Origin of the sequence: Pseudomonas fluvialis (assembly GCF_014207935.1) — a bacterium.
Taxonomy (GTDB): domain Bacteria; phylum Pseudomonadota; class Gammaproteobacteria; order Pseudomonadales; family Pseudomonadaceae; genus Aquipseudomonas; species Aquipseudomonas fluvialis_A.
The window spans coordinates 60,984-82,585 of the sequence record NZ_JACHLL010000004.1; the positions used below are offsets into that span (position 1 = coordinate 60,984).

Annotated in this window: 19 protein-coding genes and 1 pseudogene; 13 read left to right on the forward strand and 7 right to left on the reverse strand. The window is 65.3% G+C overall.

Translation table 11 applies throughout. The features are described from left to right. The first annotated feature begins 71 nt into the window (after positions 1–71). Positions 72–497, forward strand: a complete 426-nt coding sequence (locus HNP49_RS11960; protein WP_184683532.1) for a DUF411 domain-containing protein — start codon at positions 72–74, stop codon at positions 495–497. 72 nt (positions 498–569) lie between these two features. Beyond that, on the forward strand, positions 570–1,430 hold the full coding sequence (locus HNP49_RS11965) for a neutral zinc metallopeptidase (protein WP_184683534.1): 861 nt from the start codon (positions 570–572) through the stop codon (positions 1,428–1,430). Here HNP49_RS11965 and HNP49_RS11970 read toward each other — a convergent pair whose 3' ends face one another. Genes HNP49_RS11970 through HNP49_RS11985 form a run of 4 tightly spaced genes read right to left on the reverse strand, consistent with a single transcriptional unit; the run spans position 1,431 to position 5,072 of the window. After that, the gene (locus HNP49_RS11970) at positions 1,431–2,027 is read right to left on the reverse strand and encodes an HAD family hydrolase (protein WP_184683536.1); all 597 of its coding nucleotides are present in this window, start codon (positions 2,025–2,027) and stop codon (positions 1,431–1,433) included. Further along, positions 2,024–2,893 (reverse strand): acyl-CoA thioesterase II, encoded by an 870-nt coding sequence (gene tesB / locus HNP49_RS11975; protein WP_184683538.1) that lies wholly within the window; start codon positions 2,891–2,893, stop codon positions 2,024–2,026. Before tesB ends, HNP49_RS11970 begins: the two co-directional genes overlap by 4 nt. Before the next feature lie 24 nt (positions 2,894–2,917). After that, positions 2,918–4,519, reverse strand: a complete 1,602-nt coding sequence (locus tag HNP49_RS11980; RefSeq protein ID WP_184683540.1) for a nitroreductase family protein — start codon at positions 4,517–4,519, stop codon at positions 2,918–2,920. After that, a complete protein-coding gene (locus tag HNP49_RS11985; protein ID WP_409372545.1) occupies positions 4,512–5,072 on the reverse strand; it encodes a GNAT family N-acetyltransferase in 561 nt (186 codons plus the stop codon). The genes HNP49_RS11980 and HNP49_RS11985 overlap by 8 nt, the downstream gene beginning before the upstream one ends. Before the next feature lie 60 nt (positions 5,073–5,132). Here HNP49_RS11985 and HNP49_RS11990 point away from each other — a divergent pair, with 60 nt between their 5' ends. Beyond that, the gene (locus tag HNP49_RS11990) at positions 5,133–6,047 is read left to right on the forward strand and encodes a histone deacetylase (protein ID WP_184683544.1); all 915 of its coding nucleotides are present in this window, start codon (positions 5,133–5,135) and stop codon (positions 6,045–6,047) included. 7 nt (positions 6,048–6,054) lie between these two features. On the opposite strand, the gene HNP49_RS11995 is transcribed toward HNP49_RS11990, so the two are convergent. After that, the gene (locus HNP49_RS11995; protein ID WP_184683545.1) at positions 6,055–7,242 is read right to left on the reverse strand and encodes a diguanylate cyclase; all 1,188 of its coding nucleotides are present in this window, start codon (positions 7,240–7,242) and stop codon (positions 6,055–6,057) included. Between the two features lie 131 nt (positions 7,243–7,373). On the opposite strand from HNP49_RS11995, the gene HNP49_RS12000 reads away from it, so the two are divergent. Both HNP49_RS12000 and HNP49_RS12005 read left to right on the forward strand, forming a co-directional pair. Then, positions 7,374–8,615, forward strand: coding sequence for a TIGR03862 family flavoprotein (locus tag HNP49_RS12000; protein ID WP_184683547.1), 1,242 nt, complete (start codon positions 7,374–7,376; stop codon positions 8,613–8,615). Positions 8,616–8,683: 68 nt separating this feature from the next. Then, positions 8,684–9,289: a GNAT family N-acetyltransferase gene (locus HNP49_RS12005; protein ID WP_184683548.1), complete on the forward strand. Its 606-nt coding sequence runs from the start codon at positions 8,684–8,686 to the stop codon at positions 9,287–9,289. Between the two features lie 15 nt (positions 9,290–9,304). On the opposite strand, the gene HNP49_RS12010 is transcribed toward HNP49_RS12005, so the two are convergent. Continuing rightward, a complete protein-coding gene (locus tag HNP49_RS12010; RefSeq protein WP_184683550.1) occupies positions 9,305–9,850 on the reverse strand; it encodes an NUDIX hydrolase in 546 nt (181 codons plus the stop codon). Then, complete coding sequence (locus tag HNP49_RS12015) at positions 9,850–10,920, reverse strand: DUF2333 family protein (RefSeq protein ID WP_184683551.1); 1,071 nt, start codon at positions 10,918–10,920, stop codon at positions 9,850–9,852. The genes HNP49_RS12010 and HNP49_RS12015 overlap by 1 nt, the downstream gene beginning before the upstream one ends. 224 nt (positions 10,921–11,144) lie before the next feature. On the opposite strand from HNP49_RS12015, the gene HNP49_RS12020 reads away from it, so the two are divergent. The 8 genes and pseudogenes from HNP49_RS12020 (at position 11,145) to HNP49_RS12055 (ending at position 21,598) form a co-directional block, all read left to right on the forward strand. Then, positions 11,145–12,776: a PleD family two-component system response regulator gene (locus HNP49_RS12020; protein ID WP_184683553.1), complete on the forward strand. Its 1,632-nt coding sequence runs from the start codon at positions 11,145–11,147 to the stop codon at positions 12,774–12,776. Between the two features lie 1,498 nt (positions 12,777–14,274). Then, positions 14,275–14,790, forward strand: a pseudogene (locus tag HNP49_RS18995) (methyl-accepting chemotaxis protein); the annotation flags it as partial. A 96-nt stretch (positions 14,791–14,886) separates the two neighbouring features. Beyond that, positions 14,887–16,689 (forward strand): protein-disulfide reductase DsbD, encoded by a 1,803-nt coding sequence (dsbD, locus tag HNP49_RS12030; RefSeq protein ID WP_184683555.1) that lies wholly within the window; start codon positions 14,887–14,889, stop codon positions 16,687–16,689. Between the two features lie 145 nt (positions 16,690–16,834). Beyond that, positions 16,835–17,278 carry a type II 3-dehydroquinate dehydratase gene (gene aroQ, locus HNP49_RS12035; protein WP_184683556.1) on the forward strand — a complete coding sequence of 148 codons (444 nt, stop codon included), beginning with the start codon at positions 16,835–16,837 and terminating at the stop codon, positions 17,276–17,278. Positions 17,279–17,298: 20 nt separating this feature from the next. After that, positions 17,299–17,760 (forward strand): acetyl-CoA carboxylase biotin carboxyl carrier protein, encoded by a 462-nt coding sequence (gene accB, locus HNP49_RS12040; RefSeq protein WP_184683557.1) that lies wholly within the window; start codon positions 17,299–17,301, stop codon positions 17,758–17,760. A 16-nt stretch (positions 17,761–17,776) separates the two neighbouring features. Beyond that, positions 17,777–19,126, forward strand: a complete 1,350-nt coding sequence (gene accC, locus HNP49_RS12045; protein WP_184683558.1) for an acetyl-CoA carboxylase biotin carboxylase subunit — start codon at positions 17,777–17,779, stop codon at positions 19,124–19,126. A 126-nt stretch (positions 19,127–19,252) separates the two neighbouring features. Further along, positions 19,253–20,131 (forward strand): 50S ribosomal protein L11 methyltransferase, encoded by an 879-nt coding sequence (gene prmA, locus HNP49_RS12050; protein ID WP_184683559.1) that lies wholly within the window; start codon positions 19,253–19,255, stop codon positions 20,129–20,131. Between the two features lie 45 nt (positions 20,132–20,176). Further along, positions 20,177–21,598, forward strand: a complete 1,422-nt coding sequence (locus HNP49_RS12055) for a DUF3426 domain-containing protein (protein ID WP_184683560.1) — start codon at positions 20,177–20,179, stop codon at positions 21,596–21,598. Positions 21,599–21,602: the final 4 nt, after the last annotated feature.

The window sequence follows — 21,602 nt, forward strand, 5'->3', positions numbered from 1 at the left end:
TCCTGCAACAGTCCTTGTCTTCAACTGAACGCGAAGGCCACGTAGCCTGTTGCTTTTGCTGGAGGCTCACCATGAGATCACTACTGCTTGCCACGCTGCTGCTCAGCGCCACTGTCCAGGCCGGCGAAACCCCGGTGATTGATGTCCACCGCGACGCCAACTGTGGTTGCTGCAAGGCCTGGATCGAACACCTTGAGAACAACGGCTTCAAGGTCAACGATCACGTGGAAGCCGACATGGGCGCCGTCAAGGCCCGCCTCGGCGTGCCGCCACGTCTGGCTTCCTGTCACACCGGGGTGATCAATGGCCAGTTCGTCGAAGGCCATGTGCCGGCCCGCGATATTCTCGGGCTCAAGCAGCGGCCCGAGCTGGCAGGTCTGGCCGTACCGGGCATGCCACACGGCTCGCCCGGCATGGAAACCGGCCGTCAGGACCGCTACGAGGTGATCGGTCTCGACCGTCAGGGCCAGGAAAGCGTGGTGCAGAGCTACCCCTGATACATACCCACTTGCCGGGCGTCCGACGAAAGGCAACACTGCAGCGATAACCCTCTGCACAAGGTTTGCCGTATGCCCGTCTCGCCCAGCCTGCATGGCTGCCCTTCCGCCCCGCGCCAGCAGGGCGGAATCCTCCTCAAACTGCTGCTGGGCCTGGTGATATTGCTGCTGATCGGTGCGGCGTTACTGTTCAAGCTGCGCCCAGAACTGTTCGCCATGCTCCAGACCACGCCAGCCATCCCGGCACCCAGCACCGCGCAGGCGCCCGTCGAAAAGCCCAAGCCGATTGTCCCACCCAGCGACAGCCGCCAACTGGTACAGGCCGTGCTGCTCAGCAGCGAAAATGTGCTGGGAGAGCTGATGGCGCGTGCCGATCAGGTCTACAAGAAACCGCAGAGCCAACTGTTCGAAGGTAGCGTCAGCAACCCCTGTACCGCCCCAACCAAGGCGAGCGGCACTTTCTACTGCAGCAAGAACAAGACCCTGTACATCGACCTCGGTCAGTTGCAGCAACTGCAGGCGGATTACCCGGCAGAAGGCGCCGTCGCCCAGGCCTACCTGATCATGCGATCCGTGAGTCAGCACGCCAGCGCTCAGACGGGGCTCTATGCTCACTTCAAAATAGCCCAGCAGATTGCCGGCAAGGGCAAGGACAGTGACGAACTCAAGCTGCGCTTCAACCTGCTCAAGGACTGCTTCACCGGGGTGTGGGCCGGCTATGCCCGCAAACGCCTGGATTGGCTGGAGGAACGACAGTTGGGCCCCGCATTGATCGCCGCGAATGTGGTGACCCAGAGCCGCCTGCAGCAGGACAGCACCAGCCAGTGGCCGGAACCCATCAGCCACGGCACCTCAAGCCAGCGTGAATATGCGCTCAAACTGGGCTTCACGTCGGGTGACCCGAAGTCCTGCGACCCCTTTATCCGGCCCTGATCAGAGCAGCGCCAGCAACTCGGCGCAGCTGCCGGCATGCAGGTCGGTCAGCTGCGGCCAGGGGTTCTCCGGCAGGTTGACCAGCACTGCGCAGGCTCCGGCCTGGCGCGCGCACTCCAGGTCATAGCGGTAGTCACCGACCATCACCAGACGGCTGCTGGGCACCTGCCAGTGGGCCGCCAGGTGCAGCAGGCCACCCGGATCAGGCTTGGGCGGCGCTTCGTCACGGCCGAGGATGGCCGCTTCGGCAAAGCACTCGCGCAGACCAATCACCTCCAGCGTCAGCTCGGCCAGCGGCAGGGCATTGCGGGTCAGGATGCCCAGCTGGCAACCCCGCCGATACAGGGTCTGCACCAGTTCACGGGCGCCCGGCGCCGGCTGCGCGGCCAGGGCCAGTTCGCGCTCATGGGCCAGGAGCCAGGCATGCTTGGCCGCCGCCTCATCCTCCGGCAGCTGCGCCAGGTGCGCCAGGATGTCGTGCTCCTGGGGGATGTCCAAAGCACGCTTGATCGCCGGAAAGTCGTGAATCGCCAGGGTCAGGGTTCCGTCCATGTCGAACACCCAGTGCTGACGGTCACGCAGCGCGGCAGGGGTCATTTCCAGTCTTCGCGCAGGCGAGTCAGGCCTTCCTGAGCCACCGAGGCCACCAGTTGGCCGGCGCGGTTATAGATGCTGCCACGGGAGAAACCGCGGGCATTGCCCGACCAGGGGCTGTCCATGCTGTACAGCAGCCAGTCGTCCATGCGCAGGTTGGCGTGGAACCACAGGGAATGGTCGAGGCTGGCCACCTGCATGAACTTCTGGAACACCGACACGCCGTGGGGCTGCATCGAGGTGGTCAGCAGGTTGAAGTCGCTGGCGTAGGCCAGCAGGAACTTGTGCAGCTGCGGCTCGTCGGGCAGGTTACCGGCGGCACGGAACCAGACATGCTTGACCGGCTCGCAGGGCTTGGGCGCGAAGGGATTGATCAGCGTGACCGGGCGAATCTCGATCGGCTTTTCGCTGGTGGCACGCTCGCGCATGCGCTCCGGAATCATCGGCGCGACCATGCGCGCCAGTTCGGTTTCCGACTTCAACTCGTCCGGCCCCGGCACCTCGGGCATGGTCGGCTGGTGGTTGAAACCTTCCTCGTCGTACTGAAACGAGGCGGCGCAGCTGAAGATCGGCTTGCCCTTCTGGATCGCCGTCACCCGACGGGTGCTGAAGCTGCCGCCGTCGCGGATGCGCTCGACCTGATAGACCACCGGGATGGTGGCGTCGCCGGGACGCAGGAAGTAGCCGTGCATCGAGTGCACATGGCGCGCCTCCTCCACCGTCTGACTGGCCGCCGAGACGCACTGGCCAAGCACCTGGCCACCGAACAGCTGGCGAAAGCCGAGGTCCTGGCTGAGACCGCGAAACAGGTCTTCCTCGATCTGCTCAAGGCTGAGCAGGGCCACCAGGTTATCCAGCACGTGGGTCATGGGTTCTCCTATTAATGCCCGGGCTTAGACTTGCCCGGGTCGACGCAAGGTGGGGTAGGCCGGCTGGCTGCTCAGGCGCAGATCCCAGACGGCGCGACCAAGGGTGAAATGGTAAAGGCTTTGCAGGCAGCTGTCGGCAATCCCGAGCAGTTCATGCACGGCATCATCGAAGTAACAACCGATGCCGGTCCCGGAAAAACCTGCCGCCTCGGCCTCCAGATAGAGCAACTGGCCGATCTGGCCGCATTCCCAATACAAGCGCGGATAGGCCCAGCTGCCATTGGCCAGCGCGTCATCGAAGTGCGCCAGCATGGCCACCGCCAGGCAGCCATCGGCGGCAATGTCCTGACCGCAGCTGAGGAACTGCGCCACCCCGCGGGCATCGCCTTCCAGCAGTCGGTACAGCGGCACCTCCGTGCTGACCGGCTGCCAAAGGAAATCCGCGCGCAAGGCCTGAGGCCCGCTGCCGGTCCGGTCCAGCCAGTACAGGCCGGGCGTCAGGCCCTCGACGCGGTGCACAAACAGCAGCAGGTCGACGCGTGGCGTATCGCCGGTCAGCGCCAGCGGAACCGGCGAGTGACCCGGCAGCAGGCGCGCCAGCCAGCAGTCGAGCAGCTCGCGGCGGATACCGCTGCGCCCGTCCATGCTTTGCGCACTGCGGCGCCGATGCAACAAGGGGCGCAACAACAGCTCCGGCTCCTCGACCGGCGCCTGCCCTGCCGTCACCGTCCACGACCGTGGCGGCAACTGCGGTGCCCGGCACAGCGCCTGCACACGTTCCAGTTCCGGCCAGTGCCGCTGCTCGGCCGACAGCTGATTGGGCAGCCCCAGCCGTGGCAGCGTTGAAAGCCCCGCCAGCAGCGCCTCGGACAGACGCGGCTCGGCGTATTGCGGCGGCCCGATCCAGAGCAGGCAGTCGGCCTGTTCAGCCTCGGCGAACTCGGCCTGATCCAGCCCCAGCACCGCATCCAGCCGCGCCTCGGCCAGCCCATGCAGCAGACGCACCTGCCAGCCCAACGCACTGGCGGCGATGGCCAGCGCCGCCTGGGCGTGACCCAGGTCGTGCTGGCAATAGCGGTAGGCCCGCTCGCCATACTTCCACGCCTCTCGCCAGACGATGCTGGACAGCGCGAGCAGAAAACCGCCGACCGGCAGTTCCCCGGCTAGCGTCGCACCGAGCGCCGGTGGCAGCTCACTGCGGATCTCCAGGGCATGCTCATCCGGCACGTAATGGGCCAGCAGACCCGACTCGCCGGCCACAGCGGGTGGCAACAGCAGGTAGGCCTCGGTCGGGTGCAGGTTTCCCGAGGAGGGGTTGACCCGCAGGGCCCAGCGGTTGCCACCAGCCTCCTTCCACGCCGACAACCCGAGGCTGTCATAGAGCAACTGGCCGAGGCTGGCCAGATTCAGCGGCGCGGGGTCACCCAAAGGCGCGGCAAACACCGCCTCGTAGGCAGGCGACTGCTCCAGTGGGCGATGTGTCAGCTCAATCAGCAGCGCACCGACATAGCGGCGGAACGGCGCGGGCTGGCTCGCCCAGTCCAGATAGCCCGGTCCCGGCGCATAGTGCTGCGGCTGGTGCTTGCTCAGCGCATGGTAGGCGTAGACACCACGCAGATCAGTCATGTTGGAGTTCCTGCCACTGTTGCCGGCTGAGACGGTACAGCACATGGGCCGATAGCGGGTGATCGGCCGGCAGACGCGGGTGGGCAAAATCGCCCTGTTCGTCGCGGCGCAGACCAAGGCGCTGCATCAGCGCTCGCGAGCGCAGATTGGCCGGCACGGTAAAGGACACCAGTTGCGCCAGACCCAGCTCTGCAAAGGCACAATCGCGCGCCGCGCGGGCCGCCTCAAGCGCCAGCCCCTGCCCCCAGTGCGCGCGGGCCAGGCGCCAGCCGATCTCCACCGCTGGGGCAAAAGGCGCGGTAAAACTCAGCTGCAGCAACCCGGTAAAACCGATGAAGGCGCCGCCGTCACGTCGTTCCACGGCCCACAGGCCGTAACCGTATTGCGCGAAGTGCGCACGAATACGCTCAGCCAGGGCATCGCTTTGCGCCCGGTCGAGGCAGACCGGGAAATGGCGCATCACCTCGGCATCGCCATTGAGCGCGGCAAAATCCGCCAGGTCTTCGTCACGCCACTGCCGCAGCAGCAGCCGGGGGGTTTGCAGTTCGATCACGGTTTGCGCCTCGCTGAATCCACACAGCATACTGCCTCAAGCCCGTTTCCGAGCCCCGCCATGCCGCTGCCGCTGATCTACCACGAGGATTACAGCCCGCCCTTCCCGGCCGGGCACCGTTTCCCCATGGCCAAGTTCCGCCTGCTCAAGGAGCAGTTGCTGGCCAGCGGCATCACACGCGAGGAACAGCTGCTGCGCCCGGCCATCTGCCCGCCGGAGATTCTCGCGCTGGCCCACTGCCCGGCCTACATCGAACGTTTCATGAGCGGTACCCTCAGCCGCGAGGAGCAGCGGCGCCTTGGCCTGCCCTGGAGCGAAGCCCTGGCGCGGCGCACCGTGCGTGCCGTGGGCGGCTCACTGCTGGCCGCCGAGCAGGCGCTGGAGCATGGCCTGGCTTGCCATCTGGCCGGAGGCACGCACCATGCCCACTACGATTTTCCCTCAGGCTTCTGCGTGTTCAATGACGTCGCCATCATCAGCCGTTTCCTGCTGAACAGCGGGCGAGTAGCCCAGGTACTGATCGTCGACTGCGACGTGCATCAGGGCGACGGTACGGCCCGTCTGCTGGCGGATACCCCTCAGGCGTTCACCCTGTCGCTGCACTGCGCGAAGAACTTTCCCGCACGCAAGGCGCAGAGCGACTGGGACATTGAGCTGCCAAACGGCCTGGGGGATGACCAATACCTGCGAATTCTGGGCGATGCCCTGGACGTGCTGCTACCGCGCCTGCAACCCGATCTGGTGCTGTATATCGCCGGAGTGGATGTGCATGCCGAGGATGCCCTCGGCTACCTGCAACTCAGCGATGCCGGAATTGCCGCGCGTGATCGCCTGGCGCTGGAACGCTGCCTGGAGCGCGACATTCCGGTGACCGGCCTGCTCGGCGGTGGTTATGACCCCGACCCGGCCAGGGTCGCCGCCCGCCACGCGCTACTACACCGCAGTGCGGCCGAGTTGTGGCAGGTCTGGCGCTGATTAGCGGTTAGAGCAGTACCTGGTTACGGCCGGCATGCTTGGCCCGGTACAGCGCTTCGTCGGCACGCTGATAGAGTGCACCGGATGACTCCTCCGGACCGGACAGGGCCAGGCCCAGGCTCGCAGTCATTACCGGCAGAGTGGCCGAACTGCGGTGTTCGATGGCCAGTTGCTCGATGGCCAGACGCACTTCTTCGGCCAGGCTGTGCAGCGCCGGCTCGTCGCAGTCAAACAACAGCAGGGCAAACTCCTCGCCACCCAGGCGCACGGCCATGTCCAACGGACGGCGGGCAAAATCGTGCAGCACCCGCGCCACCCGCTGCAGGGCCAGGTCACCTGCACGGTGGCCATAGCTGTCGTTGTAGGCCTTGAAGTGGTCCAGATCGACCAGTACCAGGCCGATGCGGCACTTCTGCCGGCGCGCCTGGAGGAACAGCAACGCCAGCTTCTGCTCCAGGCTGCGCCGGTTGTACAGCCCGGTCAGGCTGTCGCGTTCGGCCAGCCAGTTGAGCAGGTGACGGGACAGGAACTGCTCGCGCTGGTTGTGATCGCGCAGGTAGCCACCACCAGCACTGACCAGCACGCCGAGAAACAGGTACACCGCCGTCAGGTTGAAGGCCCGCAGGTAATCGCCGATCAGCAGCCACTGGGCCAGCAGGAAACTGCCGACGGAGATCACCAGGCCCACCATCAGGCTGGTGTAGAAGGTCATGCCCAGCGGGAAAAACGCGGCAATGGTGAGCAGGATCACACCGTCATAGGAGGCCTGCATGCCCAAGCGACTGTAGAGCATGTTGATCAACGCCGTGGCCACTCCGGTCAGCGCGATGACCCAGGGGGTCAGCGGCAGGGTGAGAAACTCCAGGCGTTTGACCAACAGTACCAACTGCGCCACCAGCAACAAACCGAGCACCGCCCAGCGCAGGTGCAGCAGCCACCCAGCCGTTTCGCTGAGCGGCACGCCCTCGGCAAACGGCTGCAGGCGATGCAGGTCGACCGCGACGAAACCACACCAGATCAGCAGGGCCAGAACAATGGCAATGCGCCGCTGGCGAATCGCCGCCGCGCCCAGGTATTGATCGTATTCACGTTCCAGTTGCGGTTCGAAGCGCAGCCAGGCAAAGCCCTTGAGCAGTTGCTGCAGATAAGGGTTACCCGGGGTTCCGCGAAACAGTTCTTCAAAACTGGACAACATCGGTCGGCGCCACTCTTTATAGGTGTTCTAGGCCCGCTTACACCTTAAAGGTAGTGCCGCCGGCACCGGAAAGCCAGCCTTGTGCCAGTACCGAGTAGGTTAGAATTCGGCCTCCCTGCCTGGAGACCCGCATGACTTCAACCTCTTCTGCCCCGCTGCCCGTGGTGATTGTCGGCGGCGGGCCGGTCGGTCTGATGGCGGCCGAAGTCCTGGCCGAACAGGGCCTGCCGGTGGCGCTGTATGACGCCATGCCCTCGGTCGGGCGCAAGTTCCTGTTGGCCGGGGTTGGCGGCATGAACATCACCCATGCCGAAGCGCTTCCCGAGTTCATCAATCGCTACGGCGAACGCCGCCAGCAGATCGGCCAACTGCTGCAGGACTTTTCGCCGGACCAGCTGCGCCAGTGGATCCATGGCCTGGGCATCGACACCTTTGTCGGCAGCTCCGGGCGGGTATTTCCCTCGGACATGAAAGCCGCGCCTCTGCTGCGCGCCTGGCTGCGCCGTTTGCGCGAGCTGGGCGTGGTCATCCATACCCGTCAGCGCTGGCTGGGCTGGGCCGACGACGGCGCCCTGCGCTTTGCCGGACCACGGGGGGAATATACGGTTGCCGCCCGCGCCACCCTGCTCGCCCTGGGCGGCGGCAGCTGGCGGCGACTGGGCTCGGACGGTGCCTGGCTGCCCTGGCTGGCCGAGCGCGGCGTGCAGGTTGCACCGCTACAACCCAGCAACTGCGGCTTTGTCAGCCAGCCCTGGAGCGAGCTGTTCGGCGAGCGCTTTGCCGGTGCGCCGGTTAAGCCGGTGGCGCTGAGTCTGAACGACGATGCGCCGCGCCAGGGCGAATTCGTGATTACCGCACAAGGCGTCGAAGGCAGCCTGGTGTATGCGCTCTCCGCGGCCATCCGAGAGCAGATCAATCGCAACGGGCAGGCCAGGGTCTGGCTCGATCTGCTGCCCGGGCGCAGCGTGGAGAAAGTCACCAGCCTGCTGAGCAAGCCGCGCGGGCGCAAGTCGCTGAGCAACCACCTGCGCAGCCAGCTTGGCCTGGAAGGCGTGCGCGCCGCTCTGCTGCGCGAGCTGGGCGATGCCCGGCAGTTCGACGACCCGCTCGCCTTGGCCAACCAGCTCAAGCGCCTGCCCTTGGTGTTGCTGCGCACGCAACCGCTGGATGAGGCGATCAGCAGCGCCGGTGGCGTGGCCTTCGAGGCGCTGGATGAACGGCTGATGCTGCGCCAGCTGCCGGGTGTGTTCTGCGCCGGCGAGATGCTCGACTGGGAAGCCCCCACCGGCGGCTACCTGCTGACCGCCTGTTTTGCCAGCGGCCGCGCGGCGGCTCGGGGGCTGGCCAGCTGGCTGCAACAACAGGCGGATTGATAGGCACTCGCCAAAACGGCAATATGGAACGAAAGTACCATATCGCCGTTTCCACCGGAGCTACCTCGATGAGCCTGATGATTCGCCGCGCCACACCCGCCGATGCCGACGCCTGCGTGCCGCTGATCTATAGCTCCGGCCCGGCAGCGTTCGAGCGCGTCTTCGCCAGTGGCCAACTGAGCGCCCAGGATTTTCTGCGCCCGGCCTTCTGCTCCGGCCTCGGCCAGTTCGGCTGCCAACAACACTGGGTGATCGAGGAGAACGGCCAGATCCTGGCCACCGGCACCGCCTACAGCGGTCGCGACACCCTGGCCTATGGCCTGCGCTCGGCTCGACAGATCATCGCCAGCTACGGTCTGGGCGCGGCACTAGGGGTACTGGGCCGAGGCCTGGCGATGGAGCGCCTGATACCACCGCCACCCCGTAATACCTGGTATCTGGCGCACTTGGGCGTGGCCACACAGGCCCGCGGCCAGGGCCTCGGCCAGCAGCTGATCGAGCATCTGGAACAGCAGGGACGCGCAGCAGGGTTTGAGCGGGCAGCGCTGGATGTGGCAGTCAGCAATCCGCGCGCCCAGGCCCTGTATGAACGACTGGGCTACCGACTGGAGAAGGAGCGAAGATCGACCATCGCCGGGGTCGCCGATCACCGCTACCTGGCCAAAGTGCTCTGAATCAGATTTAGAGCGCTAGCTGGCTGTTGAACAACGCAGATAGTGCTCAAGCGCCACGAGCGAGTCGGGGCACACCGGCCGCTCGCCAGCCCAGCTCAGCACCTGCGAGGGCGCCAGGAAGCAGGCCTCCAGCACCTCTTCGGGCTGAAGACGCAGCGGACCGTCCCACACGGCGGAAAACACCGAACACCACAGGCGGTTGTCCGGCTGATCGAAGAAAAAGCGGCCATGCTCGCGCAGCGGCACGCCCGCCACGCCCAACTCTTCCTCCAGCTCGCGGGCAGCCGACAGGGCGTAGTCCTCGTCGGCCTGAACCATGCCGCCAGCCGCGACATCCCAGTAGCCCGGATAGATCGCCTTGCTCAATGCCCGCCGGTGCACGCACAGCTCCCCGGCCGCATTGAACAGCAGGATGAAGGTGCCCCGCCCGATCAATCCGCGCAGGCGCAGCTCGGCACGCGGCAAGGCACCGAGCAGGCCGTCCTGCTCATCGACCCAGGCAATCAGCTCGGCATCCGAGGCGGCGCGGTGCGCTGCCTCGGCCGGCGACCAGTCGCCCATCAGCCCTGGCTCAGCAGGGTGCGCAGGTCAAGAATCGCCGCATTGGCGCGGGAGATGTAGTTGGCCATCACCAGGGAGTGGTTGGCCAGCACGCCAAAACCGTCGCCATTGAGGATCATCGGGCTCCACATCGGCTCCTGGGTAGCCTCCAGCTCACGGATGATCTGGCGCAGGCTGACGGTGGCGTTCTTCTTCGCCAGTACGTCGCCGAAATCGACTTCCACGGCGCGCAGCAGGTGCGACAGTGCCCAGGCCTGGCCACGGGCCTCGTAGAACACGTTGTCGATCTGCAGCCAGGGCGTCTCGATCATTTCCTCGCGCACCTGACCGGTGTTGGCCTGGGTGGCCAGCTGATCGTCCGACAGGTCGGTATTCAGACGCACGCGACCGACACTGGCCGACAGGCGCTGGGACAGCGAACCAAGGCGGGTAGCCACATCGCCCAGCCAGTTGTTGAGGTTGTCGGCACGGGCATAGAACTGTGCATTGCCCTGGGTCGGATCGACCAGCTGGGCCAGGTAGCGATCCAGCGAGACGATGCCCAGGCGGTACTCGGCCTCAGAGGCCGGCAGTGCCCAGCTCTTGTTGTCGAAATGGAAGCGCGGCTCGGCCTTGCCCAGGTTCGGGTCTTCGGTGGACTGCGACTGCGAGCGGGCGAAGTCCTTGCGCAGGGCACGGGACATGTCGCGCACCTGCACCAGCACGCCGTATTCCCAGCTGGGCATGTTGTCCAACCAGATGCCCGGCGGGGCCAGGTCGTTGGACAGGTAGCCACCCGGCTTGTCCAGCAGGGTGCTTGCCACGGTCTTCAGGGTTTCCACCGTGGTGTAGCCGCGCACCAGCTCGCGCTGGGCCTTTTCCGCCGCGACCTGGGCATTCTGCTGCACCGGGAACAACTCAGGCTCCTGGCTCCAATACCAGCCGACGACCAGGGCCGCCAGCAGGTAAATGGCCAGGAGGGTGCCGAGTGCCCGGCTGACCCACAGGCCGCCCAGGTAGCTCTGCACGTCCTCGACCGAATCATCCACCCGTCCGCGAACCTCTTCGCTGCGTTTCTTCCAGTCCAGCATGAGCAATTCCTTCAATCACTTGCATGAAAAGAGTGGGTCGCTTGTGGCGACGTTCCCTCACTATAAGGGATGCACGGCGCTGGCGGCAGCGTTGGCGGACAAACTTAGGGCCGGCGTGGGCCTGGGATAGAAGGGCTGCCGCCCATGACGGGCGGTAGTTTATTGGCGTCAAACAAGTGCTAGCATGCTGCCATCATCGCCATTCGAGCGCCCGCATGCGCCCCATGTCCGAACAAGACGATCCGTCCCGCGACCGCCTCAAGCATCACTTCGCCCAGCGAGTGACCAATCAGGCGCGTCAGGTGCTGGAAGTCTGGCAGCGCCTGCAACGCACGGAATGGAATGCGGCCACCCTGGCCGAGCTGGATGACGCCAGCCTGCGCCTGCTGCGCTATGCCGAACGTTTCGAGCAGGTGGGCCACAGCCAGCTGGCGCATGCCATCCAGCAATGCGTGGAAGGTGTGCGCGCCAACCGCGGCCGTCTTTCCAGCGATCTGATCGGCGAACTCAGCCAACTCATGCAGCGCCTGTCGCGCACCGGCCTGCGCCATGGCGACCAGCTCGAACAGATCGCCTTGCCAGCCCTGCGCAAACCGGTGTACCTGGCCCTGCAGGACCTGGAGCGCTGCGAGCGACTGGTTCAGCAACTGCATTCCTTTGGCCTCAACGCGATCGGCTGCTCGACCCGCGCCGCCCTGCTGGCCGCCTGCGAGGAACGCCGCCCGGCCGCCCTGCTCATCGATCTCGATTTCAGTGGTGCCCAGCAGGGTCTGGCCATCGTTCAGGAGTTGCAGAAGGATCAGGAAAATCGCCTGCCGGTGCTGTTCTGCAGCGATGTCGAAGCCGACACTCCGACACGCCTGGCCGCCATCCGCGTGGGCGGTGAAGACTTTTTCTGTGGCAGCGTCGACGCCTCCAGCCTGCTCGAACGCATCGAACAGCTAACCCACAGCACCCATGACGACCCCTTCCGCGTGCTGGTGGTGGACGACTCCCGCGCCCAGTCGACCCATGCCGAGATGGTCCTCAACAGCGCCGGCATCATCACCCGCACGCTGAACAACCCGATCGAGACCCTCGACGCGCTGGCCGAATTCCAGCCGGACCTGATCATCCTCGACATGTACATGCCCGACTGCCAGGGTCCCGAGCTGGCCAAGGTGATTCGCCAGCATGAGCGCCATGTCAGCGTGCCGATCATCTTCCTCTCCGCCGAGGAAGACCTGGACAAGCAGCTCGATGCCATGAGCGAAGGCGGTGACGACTTCCTCACCAAACCGATCAAGCCGCGCCACCTGATCGCCACCGTGCGCACCCGCGCCGCCCGCGCACGCAGCCTCAAGGCACGCATGGTGCGCGATAGCCTGACGGGTCTGTACAACCACACGCATACCCTGCAACTGCTGGAAGACGCTTGTCGCCGCGGCCAGCGCAGCGGCATGCCGGTCAGCTTTGCCATGCTCGACATCGACCACTTCAAGAAGGTCAACGACACCCACGGCCACCCCATGGGCGACCGGGTGATCAAGAGCCTGGCGCTGTTCCTCAAGCAGCGCCTGCGCAAGACCGACCACATAGGCCGCTACGGCGGTGAAGAATTCGCCGTGGTGCTGCCCGATACCGACCAGCACACCGCCTGGCGCCTGCTCGACGAGATTCGTCAGCGTTTCGCCGAAATCCACTTCCCCACCGGCAAGCAGGAACTGCACTGCACCTTCAGTAGCGGTATCGCCGAGCTGGAAAGCGGCCTCGATTCCCGGGCACTGTCCAAGCGCGCCGACGAAGCGCTGTACGTCAGCAAGCACGGCGGGCGTAACCGCGTGTCGATCTTCCAGGGCGAGCCGACCCTGTCATAAAAGCGCAACCGTACCGCCATAAATTACGTGAAGAAATTCACAACCGCGGTACCACGCCATGCGCCTCAAAACCCTGACCAACCTCACCACGGTTTTGTTGATTACAGCCTGCGCGGCCCTTGGCGCCACCCTCTGGTGGTCGCAGCAGGCACTGCAGCAGCCCTATCAGCTGATGAGTCGCTACCTCAACCTGTCGCAGCGCTTCCAGCAGGAAGTCGCCGACAACATCCAGGCCTACCTGCGCAGCGGCGACGCCCTGCGCCACCAGGCCGCTACCCGCGCCATCGAGCAACTGGGCAGCGACCTGGATGCCCTGCCAGCCGACCTGCAAGGTGGCGTGCGCAATCAGCTTGAGCAACTCCAGCAGTTCAGCGCCAATGAACTGCTGGCGGCCGGCAAGCTCTCTGGCAATGCTCAGGGCCTGCTCCTGCAGGCCGAACGGGAGATGGCCGGCAGCCTCAGTCAGCTGGGCCGCTATGTCACCAGCAGCACCAGCGCAGAAGCCGCACGCTACACCGAACCACTGCAACGAGGCGGCCTGCTGTTACTGCAACTGGCCCACCAGCGCGAACTCTATGTCGAGCAAGGCCAGGGCCCGCAATTGGCGGAGGTGCAGCGCTCACTCAAGTTGCTCGAACAGCTGAGTCGCGACCTCGAAGCGCTGCCACTGCTCGGCGTGCTGGAAGAGTCCGGCGGCAACAACTTCGCCGCCATGCTCGGTCTGGCCGACGAGCAGGAACAGACCGCCAGCGACCAGGGCATCGGGCTCAAACACGAGCTGGCGGCCCTGATTCAGCGTTATCCCGGCGAACTCGAACGTACCCGCCAGCTGATTACGGCGCGCCATGATCTGGCCGACGCCAGCCGTCAGCAGATCGACAGCCTGCAGCAGGCCCTGGCGGCGCTGGAGCCCGCCGTACGTGACGAACACCAGCGCATTCAGGGTGAAGTCCGCCTGCTACAAGGCTGCGTGATCGCCCTGCTATTGCTCATTGCCATTAGCATCGACACCCTGCAGCGCCGCCTGACCCGCGTACTGGAGCGTCTGGTACCCCAGCTGTCGAGCTGGGCCGCCGGGCATTTCGGCCAGAACGTCGGCCTGCAGGCGCAGACCACCGAAATGCGCGCCATTGAGGACTCCCTCAACCAGCTGCGCGACTATCTGGTCGGACTGGTCGGCAGCATTCGCCTGCATGCCGAGCAGGTCGCTGGCAGCAGCCACAGCCTGGCGCACCTGAGCGACGGTCTGCACCAGGGCGCCGAGCGCCAGGTGGCTGACACAGCACAGATCCGCGATGCCCTCGGAGAGCTGGAACAAACCATCCAGCAGGTTGCCAGCGATGCCAGCCAGACCGCACAGGCCAGCCAGGAGGCCGACCGCGCCGCCCTGCACAGCCAGCAGGTGATCAGCCAGAGCCTGGCCGGCCTGTACCAACTGGTCGAGCAGGTGCAGGGCAATGCCCAGTCCATCGAACAACTGGCCGGCGAAACCGCCGCCATCGAACAGGTGCTCACCGTGATTCGCGGCGTGGCCGAACAGACCAACCTGCTGGCCCTCAATGCCGCCATCGAGGCCGCCCGCGCCGGCGAGATGGGCCGCGGTTTTGCCGTGGTCGCCGAGGAGGTCCGCTCGCTGGCTCAGCGCACCACCCTGGCGACCAGCGAGATCCAGCAGTTGATCGACCGCCTGCAGCAAGCCGCCCGCCAGTCGGTGGACGCCATGCGCATCCAAGTCGAACAGGCCAGCAGCACCGCCCAACAGGCGGCCAGTGCCGACGGCGCGCTGGATGCAGTGGTCAAGGCCATCCGCACCATCGCCGACAATGCCTCGCGCATTGCCGAAGCCACCGCCCAGCAGGGCGGCGCCGCCAGCGAGATCCGCGGGCACAGCCAGCGCATCCACCAGCTGGGTGGCGACAACCTGAAACACATCAGCGCCAGCCGCCAGCAAGGCGCGCAACTGCAAGATCTCAGCGGCGAGCTGCGCACCGCCGTGCAGGCCTTTCAGGTCTGACCACCCAGACCAGCGAAACAACCGCTTGCAGGCGGAACCTGCAGGCGGCGAGCGGCTCCGTTATCATGGCCACTTTCTGCAGTTCCGAGACTGTCCATGCGCCGCCTGCTGCCGTTCCTGCTCCTGTTGCTGTGCCTGCCCGCCAGTGCCGGCCTGTTCGATCCGCGCCCCTCTGCCGAGCTGGGCGCCGCCCTGAACAACAGCCGCGATTTCCTGCCGGTGGCCGAAGCCTTCGTGCCGAGCCTAGTTGAGCGCACAGCCAGCTCCGTCAAGCTGCGCTTCGTCAATGCCGAAGGCTACTACCTCTACCGTCACCGCTTCAGCGTCAAGAGCGAGCCAACCGGCATTGCCCTCGGCGAACTGCAGCTGCCGGCCGGAAAGCACAAGCAGGATGAGTACTTCGGTGATGTCGAGGTCTACTACGGCGTGCTCGACCTGGAAGTACCGCTGCCGCCTGGAAACGATCAGGCCTTTACCCTGCTGCTGACCTACCAGGGCTGCGCTGACAAGGGCCTGTGCTATCCACCGGAAACCGCACGCCTGGCCATTCCGGCTGCTGCCGGAAGCAGCCCGGCGACCACAACCGCCACGCCTGACAGCGCCCCCGTCGGCAGCAGCACCTATCCCACAGCACTCAGCTGGCATGAGTTACTGCTGTTCTTCCTCGCCGGACTTGGTCTGACCTTCACGCCCTGCGTACTGCCGATGCTGCCGATCCTTTCAGGCGTGGTACTGCGCGGACAGATCGGCGGCCTGCGCGGCTTCAGCCTGTCGCTGAGCTATGTGATCGCCATGGCCGCCAGCTTTGCCGTGCTGGGCGCGCTCATGGGTCTGTTCGGTGCCGAGCTCAACCTGCAGGCCCGTCTGCAGTCGCCGTGGGTGCTGATTCCCTTCGCCGCCTTCTTTGCCGCGTTCGCCCTGGCCATGTTCGGCCTGTACGAACTGCGTCTGCCGCATTTCCTCAGTGCTCCGCTCGATCGCCTGGCCGGCAATACCCGTGGCGGCTCGCTGTGGGGCGCGGCCCTGCTGGGCGTGCTCTCCAGCCTGCTGGTCAGCCCCTGCGTGTCAGCCCCACTGGCCGGCGCCCTGCTCTACATCAGCGCGAGCGGCGATGCCTTCGGCGGCAGCCTCAAACTGTTCCTTCTGGGGCTGGGTATGGGCGCGCCGCTGGTGTTGTTCGCCACCGGCGGCGGCACCCTGCTGCCAAAGTCCGGTGCCTGGATGGTGGCCGTGCGCAATACCTTTGGCGTGCTGTTGCTGGCGGTGGCCCTGTGGTTGCTGGAACGCGTGTTGCCGGCCTCTCTGAGTCTGGCCCTGTGGGGTGTGCTGGCCGGTGGCGTGGCGCTGTGGCTGGGCGCCCTGGAATTCACCCTGAAAACCCATCGACAGAAGCTGGCCCAACTGCTCGGCCTGATGCTGCTGGTTTACGCCCTGGCGGCATGGGTCGGCGCTCTGCGCGGTGAAACCGATCCGCTGCGCCCACTGGGCACGCTCGGTCAAACCGCTATCAACAGCCCTGCGGCCAAAACCGAACACTGGCAAACCATCACCACACCTGCCGAGCTGAGTACCGCGCTGGCGGCCGCCAAGGCGGCCAACCAGCCACTGCTGCTGGACTGGTACGCCGACTGGTGCATCAGCTGCAAGGTGATCGAACGCGAAGTACTGAACGCCCCCGAAGTCACCGCGCAACTGGGCGATTACCGCCTGATCCGTTTCGACATGAGCGCCAGCAACGCCGAGCAACGCGCCCTGCTCGATGGTTATCAGCTGTTCGGCCCACCCGCCATCCTGTTTTTCGCGCCCAACGGTGACGAATGGCGGGATTTGCGTGTCGTAGGTGAAGTCGATGCGCCGGAATTCGCCCGGCGCCTGCAGGCTGCGGCCGGCAAACGCTGAGCAAAGCGTCATGCAATTGCCGTAATCGGCAGGCATCGTGTCGACAACTGCTGACAACTTAGGCGTCTTTCGGCATAGTCGCGCCATTCCATGACGGACTGGCCAACGCTGCCAGGCTGGCTGCCAATAAGAAGGACAACGACACATGGCCACCTTTCTGGTGCTGCACGGCCCCAATCTGAACCTGCTGGGCACCCGCGAGCCCGACAAGTACGGCTCCACCACCCTGGAGCAGATCAACCTCGATCTGGAGCGGCGCGCCCGTGAAGCCGGCCATCACCTGCTTTATCTCCAAAGCAATGCCGAATACGAATTGATCGAGCGCATCCACGCCGCGCGCGGCGAAGGTGTGGACTTCATCCTGATCAATCCGGCGGCTTTTACCCACACCAGCGTCGCCCTACGTGACGCATTGCTCGCAGTGAGCATCCCATTCATCGAAGTGCACCTGTCGAACGTGCACAAACGCGAACCTTTCCGTCATCACTCCTACTTCTCGGACGTTGCCGTGGGAGTGATCTGCGGGCTCGGGGCCACTGGCTACCGCCTCGCCCTGGAAGCCGCAATCGAACAACTTCAACGCCCCTGACCTCACCGGGAGTGACCTTTATGGATATTCGCAAAGTCAAGAAACTGATCGAACTGCTGGAAGAATCCGGCATCGACGAGCTGGAGATTCGCGAAGGCGAAGAGTCCGTGCGCATCAGCCGCCACAGCAAGCAGGCCTTCGTGCAACAGCCGATGTATGCCGCCGCGCCGGCCCCGGTTGCTGCTCCGGCAGCCCCGGCTCCGGTAGTAGCCGCAGCTGACGCCGCGCCTGCCGCCGCCAAGCTGAACGGCAGCGTGGTGCGCTCTCCGATGGTCGGCACCTTCTACCGCGCCGCCTCGCCAACCTCGGCCAACTTCGCCGAAGTAGGCCAGAGCGTGAAGAAAGGCGACATCCTCTGCATCGTCGAAGCCATGAAGATGATGAACCACATCGAGGCAGAGAGCAGTGGCGTGATCGAGTCCATCCTGGTCGACAACGGCCAGCCGGTGGAATACGACCAGCCGCTGTTCACCATCGTCTGATTCGCGGGAGCCTGCGATGCTGGAAAAAGTCCTGATTGCCAACCGTGGCGAGATCGCCCTGCGCATTCTGCGCGCCTGCAAAGAGCTGGGCATCAAGACGGTAGCCGTGCACTCCACCGCCGACCGCGAGCTGATGCACCTGTCGCTGGCCGATGAGTCGGTGTGCATTGGCCCGGCCCCGGCGGCCAAGTCCTACCTGAACATCCCGGCGATCATTGCCGCCGCCGAGGTCACTGGCGCCACCGCCATTCACCCAGGCTACGGCTTTCTCGCCGAAAACGCCGACTTTGCCGAGCAGGTGGAGAACTCCGGCTTCGCCTTTATCGGCCCGAAAGCCGACACCATTCGCCTGATGGGCGACAAGGTGTCGGCCAAGGAAGCCATGATCAAGTCGGGTGTGCCGGTAGTGCCGGGCTCCGACGGCCCGTTGCCGGAAGATGAGGAAGAAGCGCTGCGCATTGCCCGCGAAGTGGGTTATCCGGTGATCATCAAGGCCGCCGGCGGCGGCGGTGGTCGCGGCATGCGCGTCGTGCACCACGAAGAAGACCTGATCAAGTCGGCGCGTCTGACCCGCACCGAAGCCGGTGCCGCGTTTGGCAACGAGATGGTCTACCTAGAAAAATTTCTGACCAACCCGCGCCACGTTGAAGTGCAGGTACTCTCCGACGGCCAGGGCAACGCCATCCACCTGGGTGATCGCGACTGCTCGCTGCAGCGCCGTCACCAGAAGGTCCTGGAAGAAGCCCCAGCCCCGGGCATCGATGAAAAGGCCCGTGCCGAAGTACTCAAACGCTGCGTCGATGCCTGCGTCGAGATCGGCTACCGCGGCGCCGGCACCTTCGAGTTCCTCTATGAGAACGGCCGTTTCTACTTCATCGAGATGAACACCCGCGTGCAGGTCGAGCATCCGGTCACCGAAATGGTCACCGGCATCGACATCGTCAAGGAGATGCTGCGCATCGCCGGTGGCGCCAAGCTGTCGATCAAGCAGGAAGATGTGGTGATCCGCGGCCATGCCCTGGAATGCCGGATCAACGCCGAGGACCCGGACAACTTCATGCCCAGCCCCGGCAAGATCAAGCACTATCACGCCCCGGGCGGCAACGGCATCCGCGTCGACTCGCACGTGTACAGTGACTATGTGGTGCCGCCGAACTATGACTCGCTGATCGGCAAGCTGATTGCCTACGGCAAGGATCGTGACGAAGCAATGGCGCGCATGCGCAATGCCCTCGACGAGATCGTGGTCGACGGCATCAAGACCAACATCCCGCTGCATCGCGACCTGGTTCGCGACAAGGGTTTCTGCAAGGGTGGCATCAACATCCACTATCTGGAAAAGAAACTCGGCATGGACAAGCACTGAGCCTGCTCCATCCACCAACAAGGGCTGCCAACCGGCAGCCCTTGTCGTTTGTGCCCGCTGCGCCCCTCAAGTAAGCTTGCCCACTTTTCGCCCAAGCCCCATTTCCCTGCGTCTTCGAGGTCTGCCATGCCCTGGTTACAAGTCCGTCTTGCCATTACTCCGGAACAGGCAGAAACCTACGAAGACGCCCTGCTGGAAGTCGGCGCCGTATCGGTGACCTTCATGGACGCCGAAGACCAGCCCATTTTCGAGCCTGACCTGGGCACTACCCCGCTGTGGTCGCACACGCACCTGCTCGCCCTGTTCGAGGCCGACACCGACCCGGACAACCTGGTCGCCCACCTGCAACTGCTGACCGGCGGTGAACTGCCGCAGCACCAGATCGAGCAGATAGAGGATCAGGACTGGGAACGCAGCTGGATGGACAATTTCCAGCCAATGCGCTTCGGTCAGCGCCTGTGGATTGTGCCCAGCTGGCACGAGGCACCGGAACCGGAGGCGGTCAACCTGCTGCTCGATCCGGGCCTGGCCTTCGGCACCGGCACCCACCCGACCACCTCGCTGTGCCTGCAGTGGCTCGACGGCCAGGCGCTGGAAGGCTGCACCGTGCTGGATTTCGGCTGCGGCTCGGGCATCCTGGCCATCGCCGCCCTGCTGCTGGGCGCCGAGCGCGCCGTCGGTACCGATATCGACCCGCAGGCCCTGGAAGCCTCGCGTGACAATGCCGGACGCAACGGCATCGCCGCCGAGCGCTTCCCGCTCTATCTGCCAGGCGACATGCCGGCCGGCACCTACGACGTGGTGGTGGCCAACATCCTCGCCGGCCCGTTGGTGCAGCTGGCACCGACCATCAGTGCCCATGTCCGCCCAGGCGGCCGCCTGGCTCTGTCCGGCATCCTCGCCGAACAGGCCGACGAGGTGCGTGCCGCCTACTCGGACCTGTTCGAGCTGGACCCGACCGCCGTACAGGACGGCTGGGTCCGCATCAGCGGCGTGCGCCGCTGAGCGGCTTTTGGTTAGACTAGCGCCCAGCTTGATAGGGACAGCCGCATGACCGACAGCTTTGTCACCCAGTGCCCACACTGCCGCACCAGTTTCCGCGTGAGCCGCGCCCAGCTTGGCGCCGCCCATGGAGCGGTGCGCTGTGGCGCCTGCATGCAGGTGTTCAATGCCGCCCAGCATCTGCTGGGCGAGCCGACGGCAGCAGCAGCCGCAGTGACACGACCTGCAGCTCCGGCTCCGGCTCCGGCGCCAACCCCGCCCCCCGTCAAACCCAGCGCCGCGGCCTCCGCGTCTGCCAGCGCTCCCGTACCGACGCCTGCCCCGAGTGCCACGCAGCCAGCTGCAGCACCGGCACCGGCACCGGCCAAGAAGATCACAGACGAAACCCTGTGGATTCACGACGACCTCGACCTTGACGCACTGAACCTCGATGAGGAACTGGCGCGCCTGGAGGAGGAAGAGCAGCAGCTATCACGCGATTTCCTCGCCGTCGAACGCGCGCCCAAGCCCGAGCAGCAGCTGCTTGGCCAACTCAGCGCCCGTCGCGATCCCCATGATGAAAGCTGGGCCGAGCAACTGCTGGCAGAACCCAAAGCCAGTCCGGCTCCCCCTGAGGCGCCGCGCATCGTCCCCCGCGAACCGGTTGTCACGCCGCCTGCCGCGGTCGAAACCCGCATCGAGCCGGCCATTGCCCCGCTGACCAGCCAGACTCAGGCCGACGACGAAGATGACGACGGCCTGCACCCGGACTTCCGCCAGCATGAGGGTGACAGCTCGCTGCGCCTGAGCGCGGATATTGATAGTGCTCACGAGCCCGAAGAAGACGAGCACGAACCCACCCTCAGCGCGCTGCCGCCGCGTACGCGGATCGAGGAAATCGAACTGACGGCCAGCGCGCCCCTGCGCAGCGAGCCGGCCCTGCGCAACGAGAGCCTGCTCAACCTGAGCGAGGAGCCGCTGCAGCTCGACTGGCAACAGGCGAAGAAACCCTGGGGCCGCTGGATCGGCTGGAGCCTGCTAAACCTGATCGGTGCCAGCGCCCTGGCCGGCCAGTACGTCAGCTACCACTTCGACGAACTGGCCCGCCAGGATCAGTACCGACCCTGGTTCGAACAACTGTGCCCGGAGATCGGCTGCAAGCTGCCCTCCAAGGTCGATGTAGCGCAGATCAAGAGCAGCAACTTGGTGGTGCGCAGCCATCCCGAGTTCAATGGTGCCCTGGTGGTTGACGCCATCCTCTACAACCGCGCCCTGTTCTCCCAGCCCTTCCCGCTGCTGGAACTGCGCTTCGCCGACATGAACGGCCAACTGCTCGCCAGCCGTCGCTTCAAGCCCGGCGAATACCTCGGCGGCGAACTGGCCGGCCAGGCGGAAATGCCGCCGCAGACCCCCATCCACATCTCCCTGGACATCCTCGATCCAGGCGCCAAGGCCGTGAACTACAGCCTCAGCTTCTTCTCCCCGGAATAAGCCG

Bases quoted from the DNA above. Each gene is read 5' to 3' on its own strand.
- HNP49_RS11960 (WP_184683532.1), top strand. From the start codon at position 72: ATGAGATCACTACTGCTTGCCACGCTGCTGCTCAGCGCCACTGTCCAG.
- HNP49_RS11965 (WP_184683534.1), top strand. From the start codon at position 570: ATGCCCGTCTCGCCCAGCCTGCATGGCTGCCCTTCCGCCCCGCGCCAG.
- HNP49_RS11970 (WP_184683536.1), bottom strand. From the start codon at position 2,027: ATGACCCCTGCCGCGCTGCGTGACCGTCAGCACTGGGTGTTCGACATG.
- tesB (WP_184683538.1), bottom strand. From the start codon at position 2,893: ATGACCCACGTGCTGGATAACCTGGTGGCCCTGCTCAGCCTTGAGCAG.
- HNP49_RS11980 (WP_184683540.1), bottom strand. From the start codon at position 4,519: ATGACTGATCTGCGTGGTGTCTACGCCTACCATGCGCTGAGCAAGCAC.
- HNP49_RS11990 (WP_184683544.1), top strand. From the start codon at position 5,133: ATGCCGCTGCCGCTGATCTACCACGAGGATTACAGCCCGCCCTTCCCG.
- HNP49_RS11995 (WP_184683545.1), bottom strand. From the start codon at position 7,242: ATGTTGTCCAGTTTTGAAGAACTGTTTCGCGGAACCCCGGGTAACCCT.
- HNP49_RS12000 (WP_184683547.1), top strand. From the start codon at position 7,374: ATGACTTCAACCTCTTCTGCCCCGCTGCCCGTGGTGATTGTCGGCGGC.
- HNP49_RS12005 (WP_184683548.1), top strand. From the start codon at position 8,684: ATGAGCCTGATGATTCGCCGCGCCACACCCGCCGATGCCGACGCCTGC.
- HNP49_RS12010 (WP_184683550.1), bottom strand. From the start codon at position 9,850: ATGGGCGACTGGTCGCCGGCCGAGGCAGCGCACCGCGCCGCCTCGGAT.
- HNP49_RS12015 (WP_184683551.1), bottom strand. From the start codon at position 10,920: ATGCTGGACTGGAAGAAACGCAGCGAAGAGGTTCGCGGACGGGTGGAT.
- HNP49_RS12020 (WP_184683553.1), top strand. From the start codon at position 11,145: ATGTCCGAACAAGACGATCCGTCCCGCGACCGCCTCAAGCATCACTTC.
- dsbD (WP_184683555.1), top strand. From the start codon at position 14,887: ATGCGCCGCCTGCTGCCGTTCCTGCTCCTGTTGCTGTGCCTGCCCGCC.
- aroQ (WP_184683556.1), top strand. From the start codon at position 16,835: ATGGCCACCTTTCTGGTGCTGCACGGCCCCAATCTGAACCTGCTGGGC.
- accB (WP_184683557.1), top strand. From the start codon at position 17,299: ATGGATATTCGCAAAGTCAAGAAACTGATCGAACTGCTGGAAGAATCC.
- accC (WP_184683558.1), top strand. From the start codon at position 17,777: ATGCTGGAAAAAGTCCTGATTGCCAACCGTGGCGAGATCGCCCTGCGC.
- prmA (WP_184683559.1), top strand. From the start codon at position 19,253: ATGCCCTGGTTACAAGTCCGTCTTGCCATTACTCCGGAACAGGCAGAA.
- HNP49_RS12055 (WP_184683560.1), top strand. From the start codon at position 20,177: ATGACCGACAGCTTTGTCACCCAGTGCCCACACTGCCGCACCAGTTTC.